Source organism: Novosphingobium chloroacetimidivorans (assembly GCF_014204535.1).
Classification (GTDB): domain Bacteria; phylum Pseudomonadota; class Alphaproteobacteria; order Sphingomonadales; family Sphingomonadaceae; genus Novosphingobium; species Novosphingobium chloroacetimidivorans.
The window spans coordinates 23,694-42,007 of the sequence record NZ_JACHLR010000016.1 but is presented as its reverse complement, the minus strand read 5'-3'; the positions used below and the strand labels follow the sequence as shown (position 1 = coordinate 42,007).

15 protein-coding genes are annotated in these 18,314 nt (G+C 66.6%); 8 read left to right on the top strand and 7 right to left on the bottom strand.

Going from position 1 to position 18,314, the window contains the following annotated elements; all coding sequences use genetic code 11:
• Positions 1-13 precede the first annotated feature (13 nt).
• From rpmI to HNO88_RS16445, 4 genes are all read right to left on the bottom strand, one after another.
• Positions 14-217 carry a 50S ribosomal protein L35 gene (gene rpmI, locus HNO88_RS16460; RefSeq protein WP_184248012.1) on the bottom strand — a complete coding sequence of 68 codons (204 nt, stop codon included), beginning with the start codon at positions 215-217 and terminating at the stop codon, positions 14-16.
• A gap of 390 nt (positions 218-607) precedes the next feature.
• Positions 608-1,303: a response regulator transcription factor CtrA gene (gene ctrA / locus HNO88_RS16455; RefSeq protein WP_184248009.1), complete on the bottom strand. Its 696-nt coding sequence runs from the start codon at positions 1,301-1,303 to the stop codon at positions 608-610.
• A 382-nt stretch (positions 1,304-1,685) separates the two neighbouring features.
• Positions 1,686-3,056, bottom strand: a complete 1,371-nt coding sequence (locus HNO88_RS16450; RefSeq protein ID WP_184248006.1) for a DUF5935 domain-containing protein — start codon at positions 3,054-3,056, stop codon at positions 1,686-1,688.
• On the bottom strand, positions 3,053-3,226 hold the full coding sequence (locus HNO88_RS16445; RefSeq protein ID WP_184248003.1) for a hypothetical protein: 174 nt from the start codon (positions 3,224-3,226) through the stop codon (positions 3,053-3,055). The genes HNO88_RS16450 and HNO88_RS16445 overlap by 4 nt, the downstream gene beginning before the upstream one ends.
• Before the next feature lie 65 nt (positions 3,227-3,291).
• Between HNO88_RS16445 and HNO88_RS16440 the strand changes: the two genes are divergently transcribed.
• From HNO88_RS16440 to HNO88_RS16420, 5 genes are all read left to right on the top strand, one after another.
• On the top strand, positions 3,292-4,536 hold the full coding sequence (locus HNO88_RS16440) for a TIGR04063 family PEP-CTERM/XrtA system glycosyltransferase (protein WP_184248000.1): 1,245 nt from the start codon (positions 3,292-3,294) through the stop codon (positions 4,534-4,536).
• A 54-nt stretch (positions 4,537-4,590) separates the two neighbouring features.
• Entirely contained in the window at positions 4,591-5,988 is a 1,398-nt protein-coding gene (locus HNO88_RS16435; protein WP_184247997.1) for an amino acid adenylation domain-containing protein, read from the top strand.
• 242 nt (positions 5,989-6,230) lie between these two features.
• Complete coding sequence (gltB, locus tag HNO88_RS16430; RefSeq protein ID WP_184247994.1) at positions 6,231-10,868, top strand: glutamate synthase large subunit; 4,638 nt, start codon at positions 6,231-6,233, stop codon at positions 10,866-10,868.
• Positions 10,869-10,969: 101 nt separating this feature from the next.
• The gene (locus HNO88_RS16425) at positions 10,970-12,403 is read left to right on the top strand and encodes a glutamate synthase subunit beta (protein ID WP_184247991.1); all 1,434 of its coding nucleotides are present in this window, start codon (positions 10,970-10,972) and stop codon (positions 12,401-12,403) included.
• 176 nt (positions 12,404-12,579) lie between these two features.
• A complete protein-coding gene (locus HNO88_RS16420; protein ID WP_184247988.1) occupies positions 12,580-12,888 on the top strand; it encodes an antibiotic biosynthesis monooxygenase family protein in 309 nt (102 codons plus the stop codon).
• A gap of 115 nt (positions 12,889-13,003) precedes the next feature.
• Here HNO88_RS16420 and HNO88_RS16415 read toward each other — a convergent pair whose 3' ends face one another.
• Positions 13,004-13,696: a uracil-DNA glycosylase gene (locus HNO88_RS16415; protein ID WP_184247984.1), complete on the bottom strand. Its 693-nt coding sequence runs from the start codon at positions 13,694-13,696 to the stop codon at positions 13,004-13,006.
• Between the two features lie 53 nt (positions 13,697-13,749).
• Between HNO88_RS16415 and HNO88_RS16410 the strand changes: the two genes are divergently transcribed.
• From HNO88_RS16410 to HNO88_RS16400, 3 genes are read left to right on the top strand one after another with little or no spacing between them, the layout of a single operon-like run.
• Positions 13,750-14,373, top strand: a complete 624-nt coding sequence (locus HNO88_RS16410) for a ribonuclease D (protein WP_184247981.1) — start codon at positions 13,750-13,752, stop codon at positions 14,371-14,373.
• Between the two features lie 6 nt (positions 14,374-14,379).
• Positions 14,380-15,027, top strand: coding sequence for an LPS export ABC transporter periplasmic protein LptC (lptC, locus tag HNO88_RS16405; protein ID WP_184247978.1), 648 nt, complete (start codon positions 14,380-14,382; stop codon positions 15,025-15,027).
• Complete coding sequence (locus HNO88_RS16400) at positions 15,024-15,524, top strand: LptA/OstA family protein (RefSeq protein WP_184247975.1); 501 nt, start codon at positions 15,024-15,026, stop codon at positions 15,522-15,524. The genes lptC and HNO88_RS16400 overlap by 4 nt, the downstream gene beginning before the upstream one ends.
• Before the next feature lie 190 nt (positions 15,525-15,714).
• Here the strand turns inward: HNO88_RS16400 and HNO88_RS16395 are convergent, their stop codons facing one another.
• Both HNO88_RS16395 and holA read right to left on the bottom strand, forming a co-directional pair.
• Positions 15,715-17,115, bottom strand: a complete 1,401-nt coding sequence (locus HNO88_RS16395) for a sugar transferase (RefSeq protein WP_184247972.1) — start codon at positions 17,113-17,115, stop codon at positions 15,715-15,717.
• A 140-nt stretch (positions 17,116-17,255) separates the two neighbouring features.
• Positions 17,256-18,308 (bottom strand): DNA polymerase III subunit delta, encoded by a 1,053-nt coding sequence (gene holA / locus HNO88_RS16390; protein ID WP_184247969.1) that lies wholly within the window; start codon positions 18,306-18,308, stop codon positions 17,256-17,258.
• Positions 18,309-18,314 lie beyond the last annotated feature (6 nt).

The following is an 18,314-nucleotide window of genomic DNA, read 5'->3' as shown; positions in this document are numbered from 1 at the left end:
TATGCGCTCCTAATCAGCCCAGCCCGTAGGGCGCCCACTTCTTGATCGTCTTCGCATCGGCGTCGGAAATGACGTCGGTGCCGCGATTCTGGCGGATGTACTTGGCGTTGTGGCTGATCAGGCGGTGGCGCTTGCCGACCACGCCATGCTTCACCTTGCCGGTGGCAGTGAGCTTGAAGCGCTTCTTGACGCCGCTCTTCGTCTTCAGTTTGGGCATTTTCGTCTCCTTGGTCGGGGACACGTACGGCCGGCCCTGGCAGCCCTTTTCGCCAGGCCGGCGCGCGAATCTCTAAAAGCGAGATGCGATCGTGCCGATTGAAGGGCGCGCGCTTACCGATGTGTGGGCGGGAAAGCAAGGTGGTTCACGCGGAAGCGCGGAGATGCGGAGGAGAGAGAAGGGTGCGTGAGCGCGCGCAGAGGCGCAGAGGCGCAGAGAGGATGCAGCGCGTGCGGCTTCGCCGCGATGCGTACTTTGCTTTCCTCCCTCTGCACCTTTGCGCGCGCACTTTCTTCTTCTCCGCGTCTTGGTGCGATGCTTGAATTGAAAACGGCCCGTCCCCCCAGTCGGGACGAGCCGCTCGCATCACCCCACGGGTAACTTATGCAATCAGGCAGCCACGTCCTGCTCGTCGGGATCGCGCAGCACGTAGCCGCGGCCCCAGACGGTCTCGATGTAGTTGGCACCGCCGCAGGCGTGAGCCAGCTTCTTGCGCAGCTTGCAGATGAACACGTCGATGATCTTGAGCTCGGGCTCGTCCATGCCGCCGTAGAGGTGATTCAGGAACATTTCCTTGGTCAGCGTCGTGCCCTTGCGAAGCGAGAGCAGCTCCAGCATCGCGTATTCCTTGCCGGTCAGGTGGACGCGGGCGCTGTCGACTTCGACGGTCTTGGCGTCGAGGTTGACGATCAGCTTGCCGGTCTTGATCACCGACTGCGAGTGGCCCTTCGAACGGCGCACCACGGCGTGGATACGGGCGATCAGCTCTTCGCGGTGGAACGGCTTGGTGACGTAGTCGTCGGCACCGAAGCCGAAGCTGCGCACCTTGCTGTCCATCTCGGAGATGCCGGAAAGGATCAGCACCGGCGTCTGCACCTTGGCGACGCGCAGTTTCTTCAGCACGTCGTACCCATGCATGTCGGGCAGGTTCAGATCGAGCAGGATGATGTCGTAATCGTACAGCTTGCCGAGATCGAGGCCCTCTTCGCCAAGGTCGGTAGAATAGACATTGAAGCCTTCCGCGGTCAGCATGAGCTCGATGGCTCGGGCGGTTGTCGGCTCGTCCTCGATCAACAGCACACGCATTCGATTTTCCTTTGGTTGCCCCGAAGTGTGCGACCTTTTCGCGCTCCGAAAGAGTGCTGCCGCGAATTAACCATGAGACGTATGAAGATTAAAGGTTAATTCGTTGTAAACGCCAAGGCAGGGAGACGACGCAGCCGAGTGGTGGCTTTTCAGCCACTTGGTCCGCAAGCACTGAGCCGTTGAATGGGATGGATCCGGTCTGCCGACGTAAACGGATCGAGCGACTGGTAGCCGAAGATCCTACCCTTCAGGGGAAGGTGGCAGACGCGGAGCCGCTGGCGGAAGGGTGTCCCCGCTGGCCTGCTGTTCGGACGACGGGGTCATACCCCTCCACCACTCGCCTGGCAGCGGTTTCCTCCCTTTATTCGGGGAGGAGCAGAACTCAGGCGGTTACCGCGTTCGTCCGGACCCGTGTGGCACGCCGTTGCGCCAGTTGTCCGGCCAGCTTGGGTTCGACCCGGCGCAAGTAGGTCCACAATCCGCATTGCACGCCGATCAGCATGAGGATGAACGGCTGGAAGGCGATGCCCACGAACAGCGAGCCGAACAGGTAGATCACGTGCGCCAGCTGCAGCGACACCGCGAGCGGCGCCTGCCATTGCTCGTCGGCGCCGGTGCGCTTGCGCCAGCGGCGGCGGATCATCTCCATTTGCAGCAGGCCCGAGATCTGCAGCGTCAACCATAGCAGGAAACCGGGAATCCCCTGCTCGCCCAGCATCTCGAAATAGCTGGAGTGGAACGCGCGGCCGCTGTCCTCCTGCACTTGCGTGCGCAGGATGGTGGTGCTGCCGCTGGTCTGCGCCACCACCGTCTCGAAGCGCAGGGTGTTGCCCAGGTATACCTCGAAGCCGCCGCCGAACGGATGGCTGCCGACATAGCCGAGCGTCCACTTCCACACCGCGAGGCGCGTGCTGGCGGACTTGTCGGACTGGTTGTTCTCGATCGTGCCCATGCGCTCGGTGTAGGACGCCGGCAGGAATGGCACGGCCAGCGCCACCGCCCCCGACATCAGCGCGACGATGAGGAACCGGTGCTTGGCCGTCCGCAAGTAGAGGACCGCCAGGATACCGAGGCAGATCAGTCCGGTGCGCGCCTGGGTGCCGACCGGGATCAGCGCACAGGCGAAGATCAGCGCCCCGGCGAAGGTCCAGACCCGCCAGTCGGGCGGGAACACGGTGCCGTGCCTGGCCAGCCACAGGATCAGCGGGATGATGGCGATCGCCACGCAGCTGATGATCGAGCCTTCGTAAAGGCCGGTGTTGTTGTCGACGAAGAAGCGCAGTGCGCCGTAGCCGCCACCGCCGCCGATCGTCTTGATCGCGCCGTCGATGATGATCGCGCTGGCGGACAGCACCATGACCAGGATCACCGCCTCGATCCGCAGCCGCGTGCGAAGGGTGAGCGGCAGGAACATCGCGAAGACCAGCGCCTTCCACACCCAGGACCATTTCTCCGCCGCTTCCTTGGGGAAGTCCGCGACCAGGGTGGAATAGCCGCAGTAGAGCAGCAGCAGGAAGATCAGCGCCTGCCGGCCCGAGAAGCGCGAATCGGTCTTGTCGTCGAAGAACAGCCAGCCGGCGAAGGCGGCGGCGAAGAAGATCAGCGACGTCGGGATGTGCGAGAGGATGCCCCACGAGATGATCTGCGGCGCGACGATGTCGACATAGAGATAGGCCAGCACCCACAGGAACGGCCGCTTGCAGCCCAGCGCAAGGTAGAAGCACAGGAAGGCGGTAAGGCACAGGTCGATCACGACCGCGGCTCCGCATCGCTGCCGGAGTCCTGCTTCGACACGCCCTTGCGTCGCCAGCCGAACGCCCGCTTCGCGCTGCCCTCGGCATCAAGGTCGTCGCGCAGGAACAGCCGGATGCCGGCCAGCACCAGCAACCCATGCGCAACGGACAAGGCGAACATGTCGACCATGGCGGGCAGCGTTAGCGGGATCGAGTTGACGGCGCGTTAAGCGTTCCTGCACTAGACAATGCGCCATGATCAGGGTCCTCCACGTCCTCGACCACTCGCTGCCCATGCACAGCGGCTACACCTTCCGCACGCGTGCGATCCTGAAGGCGCAGCAGCGGCTGGGCATCGAAGTGCACGGCATTACCGGTCTGCGGCACACCATGCCGAGCGCCGCCGCCGAGGAGGCGGACGGGCTGCTGTTCCACCGTACCGCCGGCCAGGCCAGTGGCATGACGGGCCTGCGCGAATGGCGCGAGGTCGGGCTGTTCGCCGACGCCATCGAGCGGGTGGTGGAAGACTGGCGCCCCGACGTGATCCACGCGCACTCGCCCGCGCTGTGCGGCCAGGCGGCGCTTCGCGTCGCTCGCCGTCAGGACATCCCGCTGGTCTACGAGATCCGCGCCTTCTGGGAAGATGCGGCCGTCGGCAACGGCGTCACCCGGGCAGGCTCCTTGCGCTATCGCCTGACACGGCGGCTGGAGAACTTCGTCGTCGGCCATGCCGATACGATCGTGACGATCTGCGAAGGCCTGCGCGGCGACCTGATCGCACGCGGCACGGCGGCCGAACGGATCACGGTCGTTCCCAACGGTGTCGACCTCTCGCTGTTCGGCACGCCGCCCGAGCCCGATCTCGATCTCGGACGTGAGCTCGACCTGCTCGATGCCTCCGGCAGGCGGCGGCCCGTGGTGGGCTTCATCGGCAGCTTCTACGATTACGAAGGCCTCGATATGCTGATCGAAGCGATGGAACTGCTGGTGCGCTATCATCCCGAAGCGCGCCTGCTGCTCGTCGGCGGGGGGCCATGCGAGGAGGCCTTGCGGAGGCAGGCCGCCGAGTCGCCCGCGGCCCAGGCGATCCGCTTCGTCGGACGCGTTCCGCACGACCAGGTCGGGCGCTACTACGCGCTGACCGACATTCTGGCTTTTCCCCGCAAGCACAGCCGGCTTACCGATCTCGTCACGCCGTTGAAGCCGCTGGAGACGATGGCCCAGGGCAAGATCGTCTGCGCCTCGGACGTCGGCGGCCACCGCGAGCTGATCGAGGACGGCGTTACCGGTCGCCTGTTCGCGCCGGACGATGCCCAGGCCTGTGCCGGCGCGCTCGCCTCGCTGCTGACGCACCCTGGGCGCTGGCCCGCCATGCACGAGGCCGGTCGCCGCCACGTCGAGGATCGTCACGATTGGGCTCGCAATGCCGCGCGTTATCAACTTGTTTACCAAACCCTCCTAGGCCTGAACGCTCAACCGAGGCTGGGGGCAGCCGCTTAGACCCTTCGAAGGCCTGGCACTTCCCGCACTCGCCGCTGCAATTGGGGTAAGACTTTGGCCGAAGCAAAGCGCAGGAAACCGGCAGCCAGGCCGCCGATCACCAGCCATCCGCTGTTCCCGGTAACGGTGGTCCTGTGGTTCGGCGCGCTGTTCGGCCTTTGCAGCGTGGCGATTCGCCCCGGCCTGATCGAGCACATGGTGCTGGTGACCGGCATCGACCGTGTAATCCCGATGGCCGCGCCGCCGCTGGGCACCACCACGCGCATCCTGCTGGCCCTGATGATGACCGCGATCGGCTGCCTGGTCGGTTTCGTCGTCGCCCGCCGCCTTGCCAAGCCCGCGCCGCAGGCCACCGCGCGCCGCCGCCGTGCTTCTGCTGTCCCCATCGCCGCGGATGAGGGCGATTCGCCTGTCGCGCTGTTCGGTGCGGGTCGCCAGGATCTACCGGTCGATTCGGCGGACCTTGAAGAGGAGCCCGAGAGCGTCCCGACGATCCGCCGCCGCCAGCTGGCCGCGATTGCGCAGGAAGAGCGCTTCGACGATCACGCGCCGGTCCCAGGCGCCTTACCCATCCTGAACGTCGCCGATCTCGATCTCGAAAGCTTCGACGCGGCGCTCGAGGAAGAACCCTGGGTCCGCCGCAGCGAGCCGCTGCAGCTCGACTCGGCCGCTGAGGCCAAGCCCATCGACGCGCCCGAGCTTCAAGCACCTGAACGCCCTGGCGAGAAGGCAGCGTCGGCCGAGCGCCTGTTCGACGTCTACACGCACGCTGCGCCCAGCCGGTCGGTCGATGAGGAGAGCGCCCCGAGACCCGGTTTCGATCTTTTGCCGCGCGAAGAGGACATCGTCGCCGCCGCGAGTGCCGAGGCTCCGGCCATGGAGGCCCCGATCACCCCGTCCCCGGCCATGGAGGCTCCCGAGGCTCCGGCCGTCAAGGACATGACCGCTGCGGAGCGCATCGCGTCGGCCCCGCTTGACGCCTTGTCGCCTGTCGAGCTGCTGGAACGCCTGGCGCTTACCATCGCGCGTCGCCGGGCTGGCCAGGTTCACAGCGCCGCGCAGGCTCCCGCCGAGGCGCCCGCAATGCCTGCCACGCCCGTTCTCGAGCTGCCCGCCGCGCTGCGCGCGGTTCCCACGGAGGCCGCCGATGACGCATTGCCCGGCTACGTTCCGCCGCGGCAGATCGGCCGCAGCGACGACGATGCGCTGGCAGCTGGCTATTCCTCGCTGCGCAACCTTACTCGGCCGACGCTTGCTCCCTCCGCACAGGATAGCGAAACGCCCGCAGCCAAGCCTGTGATCGCCTTCCCAGGCGCCGGCGATCCCGATGAAGACCAGCCCAGGCCCGCAGCTCCGCGCGCGTTCGATGCTCCGGGTGCGACGAGCGATCGTACCGAGGAGGCTCTGCGCGCGGCTCTTGCCACCTTGCAGCGGATGAGCGGCGCCGCCTGATCGGCTGCCTTCCTCGGGATCGGCAGGCAACAAAGCTTCACAACCCACCCCGTCGTCTGGCCGGATCGTTCCGTGCCTGGGGGCTTCGCAGTTGCAAATATTACCCGCAATCGTCATGGGGAGAGTTCGGGTCAACTTGCCGCGGATCGCATCGGTGCGATTCGCGTCCTTCGCGGACGGCTGCTTGCGGTCGCCCGGAGGAGCAGGGCTGGCCCGGCAAATGACAGGACGGGTATTTATCGATGGGATTTCCGGAGCCCCAGGGCCTCTACGACGCGCGCAACGAGCATGATTCCTGCGGTGTGGGCTTTGTCGCCCATATTAAAGGCATCAAATCGCACGCCATCGTATCGCAGGCGCTGGAGATCCTCAAAAACCTCGACCACCGCGGTGGGATCGGCGCCGACCCGTTGCTGGGCGATGGCGCGGGCATCCTGATCCAGACGCCGGACGCCTTGTTCCGCAAGTGGGCGGACGCGGAAGGTCTCTCGCTACCCGCGCCCGGCGATTACGGCGTGGCGATGTGCTTCATGCCGCAGGACCAGGCCAGCCGCGACCTGATCACCCAGACGTTCGAGAAGTTCATCGCCAAGGAAGGCCAGTCGCTGATCGGCTGGCGCGACGTGCCGACCACGCTCGAAGGCCTGGGCAAGGCGGTGATCGAATCCATGCCGGTGATCCGCCAGTGCTTCGTCGCGCGCGGCCTCAACTGCGCGGATCAGGACGCGTTCGAGCGCAAGCTGCTCGCCATTCGCAAGCAGACGCAGAACCCGCTGGCGCAGATGGCGGAAAAGCACGGGCTGCCGGGCATCGCCCAGCTGTACATGCCCAGCTTCTCGACCCGCACGGTCGTCTACAAGGGCCTGCTGCTGGCGACGCAAGTCGGATCGTTCTACGACGATCTGCGCGATCCGGACTGCGTCTCGGCGCTCGGCCTGGTGCACCAGCGCTTCAGCACCAACACCTTCCCCAGCTGGAAGCTGGCGCACCCCTACCGCTTCATGGCCCACAACGGTGAGATCAACACCGTGCGCGGCAACGTGAACTGGATGAACGCGCGCCGCCGCACGCTCGAATCGGACCTGCTCGGCGCCGATCTCGACAAGATGTGGCCGCTCATCCCGCATGGCCAGTCGGACACCGCGTGCCTCGACAACGCCTTCGAGCTGCTGCTTGCGGGTGGGTACAGCCTCAGCCACGCGATGATGATGCTCATTCCGGAGGCGTGGGCCGGCAACCCGCTGATGACGTCCGAGCGCCGCGCGTTCTACGAATACCATGCCGCGCTGATGGAACCGTGGGACGGCCCCGCCGCCGTCGCCTTCACCGATGGCCGCCAGATCGGCGCCACGCTGGACCGCAACGGCCTCAGGCCCGCGCGCTTCCTCGTCACCGACGACGACCTGTGCGTCATGGCGTCCGAAAGCGGCGTGCTGCCGATCAAGGAAGACAACATCGTGCGCAAGTGGCGGCTCCAGCCGGGCCGCATGCTGCTGATCGACTTCGACCAGGGCCGCATCATCGAGGACGAGGAGCTGAAGAACCAGCTCGCCGCCGAAGAGCCCTACCAGCAGTGGCTGGACCAGGCACAGTACAAGCTCGAGGACCTCGACGTCATCGAGTCCGAGCTGACCGAGATCCCGCAGCCCACGGGCACGCTGCTCGATCGCCAGCAGGCGTTCGGCTACACTCAGGAAGACACCAGCCGCTTCCTCGAGCCGATGGCCGTCAATGCCGACGATCCGATCGGCTCGATGGGCACCGATACGCCGATCCCGGTGCTGTCGAAGAAGTCGCGCCTGCTCTACGACTACTTCAAGCAAAACTTCGCCCAGGTCACCAACCCGCCGATCGACCCGATCCGCGAGGAGCTGGTGATGAGCCTGGTGTCGATGATCGGCCCGCGTCCCAACCTGCTTGGCCACGTGGCCGGCACGCACAAGCGCCTGGAAGTCAGCCAGCCGATCCTCACCGACGAGGAACTGGCGAAGATCCGCTCGGTCGAGGCCGCACTGGACGGCGCGTTCCGCACCACGACGATCGACATGACCTGGGACGCGAACACCGGTGCCGCCGGGCTCGAACTCGCGATCAAGGAAATGTGCTGGACCGCGACCGAGGCGGTGCTGGCCGACAAGAACATCCTGATCCTGTCGGACCGCGCGCAGGGGCCTGACCGCATCGCCATGCCGGCGCTGCTGGCCACTGCCGCCGTGCACCACCACCTCGTCCGCCAGGGCCTGCGCATGCAGACCGGCCTGGTGGTCGAAACCGGCGAGGCGCGCGAAGTGCACCACTTCTGCGTGCTCGCGGGCTACGGCGCCGAGGCGATCAACCCCTATCTCGCGTTCGAGACGATCGAGGCGATCCGCGTCCGCAAGGAGCTGCCGGTCGAGGCGCGGCAGGCACAGAAGAACTACGTCTACGCCATCGGCAAGGGCATCCGGAAGGTCATGTCCAAGATGGGCATTTCGACCTACCAGTCCTATTGCGGTGCGCAGATCTTCGACGCGGTCGGCCTCCAGACCAAGTTCGTCGACAAGTACTTCACCGGCACCGCCACCGCCATCGAAGGCGCGGGCCTGCTGGAGATCGCGGAAGAAACCGTCGCTCGCCATGCCGCGGCCTACGGCGACAACCCGGTCTACAAGTCGATGCTGGATGTGGGCGGCATCTACGGCGTGCGCGTGCGCGGCGAGGAGCATGCCTGGACGTCCGAGAACATCGGCAACCTGCAGCACGCGGTGCGCGGCAATATCCCTGAGAAGTACGCGGCATTCGCACAGTCGATCAACGACCAGTCCGAGCGCATGCTGACGATCCGCGGCATGATGGAGTTCGTGCCCGGCCAATCGATCCCGCTGGACGAGGTCGAGCCGGCCAAGGAGATCGTCAAGCGCTTCGTCACCGGCGCGATGAGCTTCGGCTCCATCAGCCGCGAGGCGCACACCACGCTGGCGCTCGCCATGAACCGCATCGGCGGCAAGTCCAACACCGGCGAAGGCGGCGAGGAAGTGGATCGCTTTACCCCGCTGGCCAACGGCGACACCATGCGCTCGGCGATCAAGCAGGTCGCGAGCGGACGGTTCGGCGTGACCACCGAGTATCTCGTCAACGCCGACGACATCCAGATCAAGATGGCCCAGGGCGCGAAGCCCGGCGAAGGCGGCCAGCTGCCGGGCGACAAGGTCGACAAGACCATCGGCAAGGTGCGCCACTCGACGCCGGGCGTCGGCCTCATCAGCCCGCCGCCGCACCACGACATCTACTCGATCGAAGATCTCGCGCAGCTGATCCACGATCTCAAGAACGTGAACCCGGCGGCGCGCATCTCGGTCAAGCTGGTGTCCGAAGTGGGCGTCGGCACCGTGGCCGCGGGCGTCTCCAAGGCCCGCGCCGATCACGTCACGATCTCGGGCTACGAGGGTGGCACCGGCGCCTCGCCGCTGACTTCGCTGACCCACGCGGGCTCGCCCTGGGAGATCGGCCTCGCAGAGACGCAGCAGACGCTGCTGCTCAACAACTTGCGCAGCCGCATCGTGGTCCAGGCCGACGGCGGCATCCGGACCGGTCGTGACGTCGCGGTCGCCGCGCTGCTCGGCGCGGAAGAGTTCGGCTTCGCCACCGCGCCGCTGATCGCGGCCGGCTGCATCATGATGCGCAAGTGCCACCTCAACACCTGCCCGGTCGGCGTCGCGACGCAGGACCCGGTGCTGCGCGCGCGCTTCACCGGCCAGCCCGAGCACGTGGTGAACTACTTCTTCTTCGTCGCCGAGGAACTGCGCGCCATCATGGCCGAGCTGGGCTTCCGCACGATCGAGGAGATGGTCGGCCGCGTCGACCGGCTCGATACCCGCAAGGTGATCGCGCACTGGAAGGCCAAGGGCGTCGACCTGTCGAAGATCCTCTACAACCCCGGCAAGGGCGACAGCCCGTCCCTGAACTGGTCGCAGCACCAGGACCACGGGCTGGAGCACGCGCTCGACAACCAGCTGATCGAAGCCAGCGCCGATGCGCTGGACAACCGTCAGCCGGTCCGCATCGAGAAGCCGGTGATCAACGTCAACCGCACGGTGGGCGCCATGCTCTCGGGCGAAGTGGCGCGCCGCTTCGGTCATGCCGGCCTGCCCGACAACACGATCAACGTGAAGCTCACCGGCGTCGCAGGCCAGAGCTTCGGCGCTTGGCTCGCCCACGGCGTCACGCTCGACCTGACGGGTGACGCCAACGACTACGTCGGCAAGGGCCTCTCGGGCGGCCGCGTGATCGTGCGCCAGCCCGGCCACGTGGACCGTGACCCGACGCGCAACATCATCGTCGGCAACACCGTGCTCTACGGCGCGATCGCGGGCGAGGCGTTCTTCAATGGCGTCGCGGGCGAGCGCTTCGCCGTCCGCAACTCGGGCGCCGTCGCGGTGGTCGAAGGCTGCGGCGACCATGGCTGCGAGTACATGACCGGCGGTGTCGTCGCGGTGCTGGGCAACACCGGCCGCAACTTCGCGGCAGGCATGTCGGGCGGCATTGCCTACGTCTACGACGAGGACGGCGTGTTCGATCAGCTCGCCAACAAGGCGATGGTCGACTTGCTGCCGATCAGCGCCGATCGGGACGAGGATGACGGCGCCGGCCGGCCGCAGCAGCGCACCAACGGCGTGAACGACGCCGGAATGGGCGATCCGCTGCGCCACGACGCCGATCGCCTGCGCGTGCTGCTCGAACGCCACCACCTGCATACCGGCTCGAAGCGCGCCCGCGCGCTGCTCGACGACTGGAGCAATGCGGTGGGCAAGTTCGTGAAGGTGATGCCGCGCGACTACGCCAAGGCGCTCAAACAGCTCGAGGCCGAACGGTTGGAAGCGGCTTCGGTGGCTGCCGAGTAAGCGCAAGTTCGGGCTCCGGCCTCGCCGGAGCCCCCAATTTCTGGCATAAGCCATGATGCGGGAGCGTCGTCGGGATCGGCGCTCACGGGGAGTATCTCAAGATGGGTAAGGAAACCGGGTTCCTCGAACTCGACCGCCACGACCGCGGCTACGAAGCGCCGGAAGCGCGGCTGAAGAACTACAAGGAGTTCATCGTCCCACTGCCGGAGGCCGACCTCAAGGCCCAGGCCTCGCGCTGCATGAACTGCGGCGTGCCGCATTGCCACACTGGCTGCCCGGTCAACAACATCATCCCCGACTGGAACCACCTGGTCTACGAGAACGACTGGAAGAACGCGCTCGAGGTCCTGCACTCGACCAACAACTTCCCCGAATTCACCGGCCGCATCTGCCCCGCGCCGTGTGAAGCGGCCTGCACGCTGAACATCATCGACCAGCCCGTCACCATCAAGTCGATCGAATGCGCGATCGTCGACAAGGGCTGGCAGAACGGCTGGATTAGCCCGCAAGTGCCGGCCAAGCGCACCGGCAAGACCGTGGCCGTCGTCGGCTCGGGCCCCGCCGGCCTCGCCGCCGCGCAGCAGTTGGCGCGGGCCGGTCACACCGTCACCGTGTTCGAGAAGAACGACCGCCTGGGCGGGCTGATGCGTTACGGCATCCCCGACTTCAAGATGGAGAAGCACCTCATCAACCGGCGCGCCATGCAGATGGAAGCCGAAGGGGTCACCTTCCGCACCGGCATGGAAGTGGGCGTGACGATCTCGGTCCATTCGCTGAAGGAGAACTTCGACGCGATCGTCTTCGCGGGCGGCGCCGAGGAAGCGCGCCGGCTCGACATCCCGGGTGCCGAGCTGCCCGGCGTGCGCCTGGCGATGGAATTTCTGACCCAGCAGAACAAGCGCAATGCCGGCGACGATGAGCTGCGCGCCGCCCCTCGCGGTTCGCTGACCGCCACCGGCAAGCACGTCATCGTCATCGGCGGCGGCGACACCGGCTCGGATTGCGTCGGCACCAGCAACCGCCAGGGCGCGCTCTCGGTCACCCAGATCGAGATCATGCCCAAGCCGCCCGAGATCGAAGACAAGGCGATGAGCTGGCCGTTCTGGCCGCTGCGCCTGCGCACCTCCTCCAGTCACCAGGAAGGCTGCGAGCGCGACTGGGCGGTGCTGACCAAGCGTGTCGTCGGCGGCAATCAGGTTTCCGGGCTGGAATGCGTGCGCGTCGAGTGGAAGGACGGCAAGATGGTCGAGATCGAAGGCAGCGAGTTCACGCTGCAGGCCGATCTGATCCTCCTCGCCATGGGCTTCACCGGCCCGCGCACGGCCGGCATGCTGGACCAGTCGGGCGTCGAGCTCGACCCGCGCGGCAACGTCAAGGCGAACGTCTTCGAGTACCGCACCAGCGACGACAAGATCTGGGCCTGCGGCGACATGCGCCGTGGCCAGAGCCTGGTGGTCTGGGCGATCCGCGAAGGCCGCCAGTGCGCCCGCGCGGTCGACGAAGCGCTGATGGGCGTCTCCGAACTTCCGCGCTGAGGCGATACCTTAACGCCCCGTCGTCCCGGGCTTGACCCGGGACCGGTTTCGGCAGTGATGAACCTCGAAAGCTTGCGCCGGCAAGCTCGCACGATGGCGGAACCGGTCCCGACTCCCTCGCCTGCGCGAGGGCAGGCAGCCCGGGACGACGCTATAGCGTAACCGGGAGATACACGATGCTGCTGGAAATCGCCGAGATCGAAGTCAGGCCGGGCCAGGAAGACGCCTTTGCCGCCGCCATGAACGAAGGCGGTCTCGCCGACCTGGCAGCCTGCAAGGGCGCGGTGGAAGTGCGATTCGGCCGCGGTGTCGAGAACCCGAGCAAGTTCCTGTTCCACGTGGTCTGGACCTCGATCGAGGACCACGTTGCGGCGCGCGATCTCGAAAGCTTCGGCAAATTCCGGGCGGCGTTCGGCGATCTGACGCAGGGCGGCTCCATGAGCCACTATGTGCTGGGAGATGTGGTCGCCGGGGCTTTGGCCTGAAGACCCGTCGTCCCGGGTTTGACCCGGGGCCGGTTTCGCCATGTCGCGAGTTCGGTGGCTGCACCGACAGGTTCATCACTGCCGAAACCGGTCCCGGGTCGAGCCCGGGACGACGCTAGGTCCAGTTGATCGGCTCGCGGCCGTTCGCCCCCAGGAACGCGTTCGCTCGGCTGAAATGCCGGCAACCGAAAAACCCGGTCATTGCCGACAACGGGCTGGGATGCGGCGCCATCAGCACCAGGTGCCGCCCGTCCATCAGCCCCGGCACCCGCTGGGCCTTGCGCTGGGCGTGATTGCCCCAGAGCAGGAACACGCAAGGCTCGCTCCTGGCCGCGACCGCCGCAACCGCCGCGTCCGTCACTGCCTCCCACCCGCGGTTGGCATGCGAGCCGGCCTTGCCCTCCTCCACCGAGAGCGAGGTATTGAGCAGCAGCACACCCTGCCGCGCCCAGCGCTCCAGGTTGCCGCCGACCGGCACCGCGCCGCCGATGTCGGCCGCGATCTCCTTGTTGATGTTGCGCAGCGAGGGCGGGACCTTCACGCCGTCGGGCACAGAAAAGGCCAACCCGTGCGCCTGCCCGGCACCGTGATAGGGATCCTGCCCCAGGATCAGCACCTTGACCGCGTCCAGCGGCGTCAGCGTGAAGGCGCGAAGGCGGCTCTCGCGCGGCGGGTATATTCGCTTGCCGGCCGCTTCCTCCGCATCGAGAAACCCCAGCAGCGCCTGCGTTTCCGGCCGCTCCAGCACCGGCTGCAACGCGGCCTGCCAGCTTGGCGGCAGCAATCCGGCGGGATCGAGAGTGCTCATGACGGATGCGCCCATTGCGAAAGCGAAGGGCAAGCCTTAAGCATCCTAGGCTTATGGCTGTCCACCTCCACGAAGAAGATCTCCCCGCAGGCGTCCTGGCCCCCGGCCCAGTCGCCGTCGATACCGAGACCATGGGGCTGATCACCCCGCGCGACCGCTTGTGCGTGGTCCAGATCTCCGATGGCCAGGGCGACGAACACCTGGTGCGCTTCCGCGTCGGCAGCGACTATGCCGCGCCGAACCTGCGCGCCGTGCTCGGCGATCCCGAGCGCCTGAAGCTCTACCACTTCGCCCGGTTCGACCTTGCCGCGATCGAGCACTATCTCGGCACCACCGCGGCGCCGGTGTTCTGCACCAAGATCGCCAGCAAGCTGACCCGCACCTACACCGACCGGCATGGCCTGAAGGACATCGTGCGCGAGCTGCTGGGCAAGGAAATCTCCAAGCAGCAGCAGTCGAGCGACTGGGGCGCGGCAGAGCTCTCCGAGCCGCAGCGCGAGTATGCCGCCAGCGACGTGCGGTACCTGCATGCCATGCGCGACATCTTCGTCGAGCGCCTGGCGCGTGAGGGCCGGACCGAATTGGCGCAGGCCTGCTTCGACTTCCTGCCGCATCGTGCCCGGCTCGACCTGTCCGGCTGGCCCGACCACGACATCTTCAGCCACGAAGCGGCCTGACTTCCCGTGTCGCTGCAAGCCAACCAGGTCCGCGATCGCCGCCGCCACTTCGCGGCGCCCGGCGGCTCGCACGATCGCATGGTCGGCTTCCTCGGCAAGGCCCTGCCCGCCGGCATTGGCCTGATGGCCGCGGTGATGATCCTGGTGCCGCTGTCCCCGCGCGGCGAAATCAGCTTCCTGCTGGACCGCAACAAGGTGGCGATCACCAACGAGCGTGTGCAGGTGGCGGATGCGGCCTACAAGGGCGCGGACAACAAGGGGCGGCCCTTCGTGGTGACCGCGGGCAACGCCGTCCAGCAGACCGCAGCCGTGCCGGTGGTGCGCCTCAACGATCTGATCGCCAGGCTGAACCTGACCGACGGGCCGGCCGAGATCCGTGCGCCTACCGGTGCCTACAACTACGACACCGAGAAGATCGCAGTGGATGGACCGGTGGATTTCACCGCGTCCGACGGCTATCGCATGCGGACCAACAACGTGGCGGTCGACATCAAGTCGCAGAACGCAGTCGGCGCGGGCGGGGTCACGGGATCGGTGCCGACCGGCACGTTCCGCGCCGACCGCATCGTCGCCAATCTGGAAGACCGCACCGTGAAGCTCGAAGGTAACGCCCGGCTGCGCATGACGCCCGGCAAGCTGAGGATCCCGAAATGACGCGCAACCGCCTTCGCAGCGCGATTCTGGCCGGTGCCGTGGCGAGCCTCGGCGTGGTCGGCGTGCAGCAACTGGGTGCGCAGGCGCTCGCGGGCCACAACAGCAACGCGCCGGTCGACTACGCCGCGGACCGCATCGAGCTGCAGGACAAGCAGAACCGTGTCGTCCTGTCCGGGAACGTCGACATCAAGCAGGCGGAACTGCGACTGCGCGCGACCCGAACGGTCGTCGACTTCACCAATGCCGGCTCAATGCAGATCCAGCGCATCACCGCCAGTGGCGGCGTCACCGTCAACCGCAACGACGAGACGGCGACCGGCGATGTCGGGATCTACGACTTCAATCGCCGCATCATCACGATGGTCGGCAACGCCTCGCTGAAGCGCGGCGGTGGCGACACGCTGCACGGCAACCGCTTCGTGGTGGACCTGAACAGCGGCGTGTCCTCGGCGGAAGGCCGGGTGACGGGTACGTTCAGCGTGCCCAAGAAGCAGTAGCGACCACCCGCTTCGGCATTCCCGCGAAGGCGGGAATTCATCTCCAGGTCTCTCCTGTTACACGTCGGTAAGTGCAGGCATGCGCTTGCGGACCGCGCGTGCGCCGCTGCGCAGCGGCGTGAGTTCAGGAGGGTGGAATCCCGCCTACGCGGGAATGACGAAGATTGGGCGCGCGAAGCCGACGGCCGCGTCAGAACGCCCGGTCGTGGACCAGCACGCGCAAGGTCAGGAAGATGATCTTGATGTCGCGCAGGATCGTCCAGCCCTCGAGGTACTCGAGATCGGACTGCAGGCGCGACACCAGGTCCGATTCCTTCTCGGTCGCGCCGCGGAATCCGCGGACTTGGGCAAGACCGCTCAGGCCGGGCTTGAGGCTGTGGCGCTGCCAGTAGCGCAAGTCGACTTCCCAGAACAGCTTGGAACCCGCCTGTGAGCCGATCGCGTGTGGCCGCGGGCCTACCAGGCTCATGTCGCCCAGCAGCACGTTGAACAGCTGCGGCAGTTCATCGATCGAGGTGGAACGGATGAAGCGGCCGACCCGGGTGATCCGCTGGTCGCCCTTGGAGGCGGAGACATTGCCCTCGCTGTCGCACAGCGCCACCGTCATCGAGCGGAACTTGTACATGTTGAAGAAGCGGTTGCCCCGGCCCATGCGGCGCTGGACGAAGAACACCGGACCGCGGTCCTGCAATTTGATCGCGGCAGCGACGGCGAGCAGCAGCGGCGAGAGCATCAGGATCGCGGTACCGGCAAACGAGACGTCGAGCAGGCGCTTGATGATGCGGTCGCGCAGGCCCAGCGGGCCCGCCGACACCAGCAGCAGCCCGTGACCACTGTGAACGCGAGCGCCTTGTGCGCCAAGGCGCGCCACTTCGTCGTCCAGCACTTCGCCATCGACGTTGGCACCCTTGAGCATCATCGCCCAGTCGGCGCGGCGTGCGGCGGGGCAGCTGACGATAACCCGATCGATGTTGCGCAGCGCCAGGCCGATGCGGTCGAGCATGTGCGGGTCGTTGAGGTTGGGCTTGAGCCCCATCGCATTGGCCGAGACGCGGATCGCTCCGGGAATGTCGACGCGCGGGCCACCGTCGTCGATGACGAGTTCGTTGTAGGGATTGGAGCCGCAGCGGAACTGCGTAAAGCTGCGCATCTGCAGGCGCATCCATAGCAGGAGCAGGATGGTGCAGATGGTGCCGCTGCTGAAGCCCAGCCGCGAGAAGTCGGACGAGGCCTTGGCGAAGAAGGCGATGAACACCACGGCAGCAACGGAGAGCAGCAGCGCCGCCTGCGAGCGGAAGATACCCACCCACGAATCGCGCAGGGCAGCGACCGAGTACGAGCCGTTGTACAAGGCGATGGTCAGGAAGACCGGCAGGAGCAGTTCGCTCTGCCCCAGGGCATCCGAGAGCCCGACCATCCCCGAGAACAAGTAGCCGGCAAGTCCGAAGCCGGCGAAGATCGAGACGATATCGCCCACCATGAGGGCAAGGTAGCACTGCAACCTGCGCCGCTCGAGCGAGGGTGCGACGACCAGCTCGTCGGCGGCCGTATCGATACCCGCAAGCGGGCGCACTGCGAACGGCGCATTCATTCGCTCTTGGCTCCCTGAACCGGTTTTACCCCGCAGCGCCGTCATGCGTTCCCATTCGCCCACGTCGACACTGCTTTGCTGCAGTGCAACAGGTATAATCCCCTAACAAATCTTATGCAATGCCAAGGTTCTCGCCAAGATCAGAGTGCCTGGCGTTTACGTGTCAATTCGGAACCGGCGAGCCGCGCTATTGTCGCAAGTTCTTGTGCCAGCAGCAGTTCACTATCGGCGCTGTTGCCAAGCATGGTCTGGTGCAGGGCGAGGATTCGCTGCACCAATCGTTCGAGTCGCGGACCGCGCCAGGCGCGCAGCTGGTCACCGAGCACCGCCTTGTCGCGCCAGAAGATTCGCCGCGCGTTCGCTTCGGCATCGAGGAACTGCGCGAGGTTCTGGCCCGGCCCCATGCGCGAGGACAGCGCCGCGAGCTGGGCCACGCGCCGCTCGATCGCCAACAGGATGCCCACGGGTGAGATCTGCATGGCGCGCATGCGCGCCAGTTCGGGGCCGAGCCGCTCGCGCTTGCCGCCCATCACCGCGTCGACGATCGGCGCGAAGTCGTCGTCCGAGGTCTGCGCGCCGATCGCCTCCAGGTCATCGCTGGTGACCGTGCGGGGGCTTTCGGGGCTGGCGTCGCAATAGAGCGCGAGCTTGGCAATCTCCGAGCGGGCGAGTCGCGTATCGAGTCCGGCCCCCCGGGCGATCCGCTCGGCCAGGTCGCTGCTCAGCCGTAAGCCCGCCGCGCCGGCCTGGTTGCGCACGCTGGCAGCGACCGAGCCCAGGTCGGGCGGATGGAACATCGCCACCAGCGCGTCGGGCCGGGTGGCCAGGAGCTTGGCGGTGCGCGACTTGTCCGAGGCGCCGGTCGCCACGATCAGCACCGGGCAGGGGTCGACATCGCCTTCGATCAAATTGGCGACAGCATCGTGCGCGTCGTCGCCGGCAGCGCGGATCCAGATGTGGCGGGTGCCGCCGAACAGCGACGTGGAGCGCGCCTCGTCGCCGAGCCGCACCGGGTCCCGGCGCAGTTCGGCACCGGAGAACTCGATCCGCTCGCCGGGGTCGGACAGCAGCGAGACGATGCGCGCGGCGGCGTCGGCGGCACCGGCCTCGTCGGGGCCGCAGAAAAAGAACACGCGCGCCAAGGCTGCGGCCTTGGGCGCTAGGCTCGCAAAATCCTTCTGAGTCGCCTTCACGCGCGG

Bases quoted from the DNA above. Each gene is read 5' to 3' on its own strand.
- ctrA (WP_184248009.1), bottom strand. From the start codon at position 1,303: ATGCGTGTGCTGTTGATCGAGGACGAGCCGACAACCGCCCGAGCCATC.
- rpmI (WP_184248012.1), bottom strand. From the start codon at position 217: ATGCCCAAACTGAAGACGAAGAGCGGCGTCAAGAAGCGCTTCAAGCTC.
- HNO88_RS16425 (WP_184247991.1), top strand. From the start codon at position 10,970: ATGGGTAAGGAAACCGGGTTCCTCGAACTCGACCGCCACGACCGCGGC.
- HNO88_RS16440 (WP_184248000.1), top strand. From the start codon at position 3,292: ATGATCAGGGTCCTCCACGTCCTCGACCACTCGCTGCCCATGCACAGC.
- HNO88_RS16400 (WP_184247975.1), top strand. From the start codon at position 15,024: ATGACGCGCAACCGCCTTCGCAGCGCGATTCTGGCCGGTGCCGTGGCG.
- HNO88_RS16420 (WP_184247988.1), top strand. From the start codon at position 12,580: ATGCTGCTGGAAATCGCCGAGATCGAAGTCAGGCCGGGCCAGGAAGAC.
- HNO88_RS16415 (WP_184247984.1), bottom strand. From the start codon at position 13,696: ATGAGCACTCTCGATCCCGCCGGATTGCTGCCGCCAAGCTGGCAGGCC.
- HNO88_RS16395 (WP_184247972.1), bottom strand. From the start codon at position 17,115: ATGAATGCGCCGTTCGCAGTGCGCCCGCTTGCGGGTATCGATACGGCC.
- HNO88_RS16410 (WP_184247981.1), top strand. From the start codon at position 13,750: ATGGCTGTCCACCTCCACGAAGAAGATCTCCCCGCAGGCGTCCTGGCC.
- gltB (WP_184247994.1), top strand. From the start codon at position 6,231: ATGGGATTTCCGGAGCCCCAGGGCCTCTACGACGCGCGCAACGAGCAT.
- HNO88_RS16445 (WP_184248003.1), bottom strand. From the start codon at position 3,226: ATGGTCGACATGTTCGCCTTGTCCGTTGCGCATGGGTTGCTGGTGCTG.